Source organism: Neisseria sp. P0019.S002, from assembly GCF_051957155.1.
GTDB classification, from domain to species: domain Bacteria; phylum Pseudomonadota; class Gammaproteobacteria; order Burkholderiales; family Neisseriaceae; genus Neisseria; species Neisseria perflava.
Window position 1 is genome coordinate 1 of record NZ_JBQCWS010000175.1, and the last position, 433, is coordinate 433.

At 49.4% G+C, this 433-nt stretch carries 1 protein-coding gene; it reads right to left on the bottom strand.

Annotation, left to right across the window (positions count from 1 at the left end; all coding sequences use genetic code 11):
- A partial coding sequence (locus tag ACTHTY_RS12165) for a DUF4198 domain-containing protein (protein ID WP_440367886.1) occupies positions 1-433 on the bottom strand: 433 nt, incomplete at both ends.

The following is a 433-nucleotide window of genomic DNA, read 5'->3' on the forward strand; positions in this document are numbered from 1 at the left end:
GCTTTGACTTCGTTCGGATTTTTCAGCGGAACCAGTTCCAGCTCTTGGCCAATAGGGCGGGTCAATACCGCTTCATCAACTGCGCCGTTGCCCACGTGGACGAAAATATTGACGAACATTTGCGATTGTTCGCAATAGGTGGCACCGGCCAGCTGTTTCAAGGTTTGTTGTTTCCAGCCGTCTTGGTTTTTCGACCAGAAAGTCGGTTTGTAGGTTGCGCTGACCAAGTAGGAGCCTTCAGGCAAAGCGGCTTTGGAAAAGTATTGATAGTTCTCGCCTTTATTTACCAAATCAACGGTTTTCTTTGAGCTGCAGGTCAATTGCAGCGGTTTGAAAATATGCACGCGGTCGTCGGCGATTTTTTCGACATTTGGGAAGTCATGGCTGTAACCCAAATCCGCATGCCGGATTTGGCCGGCAGGCTGATGTGTAG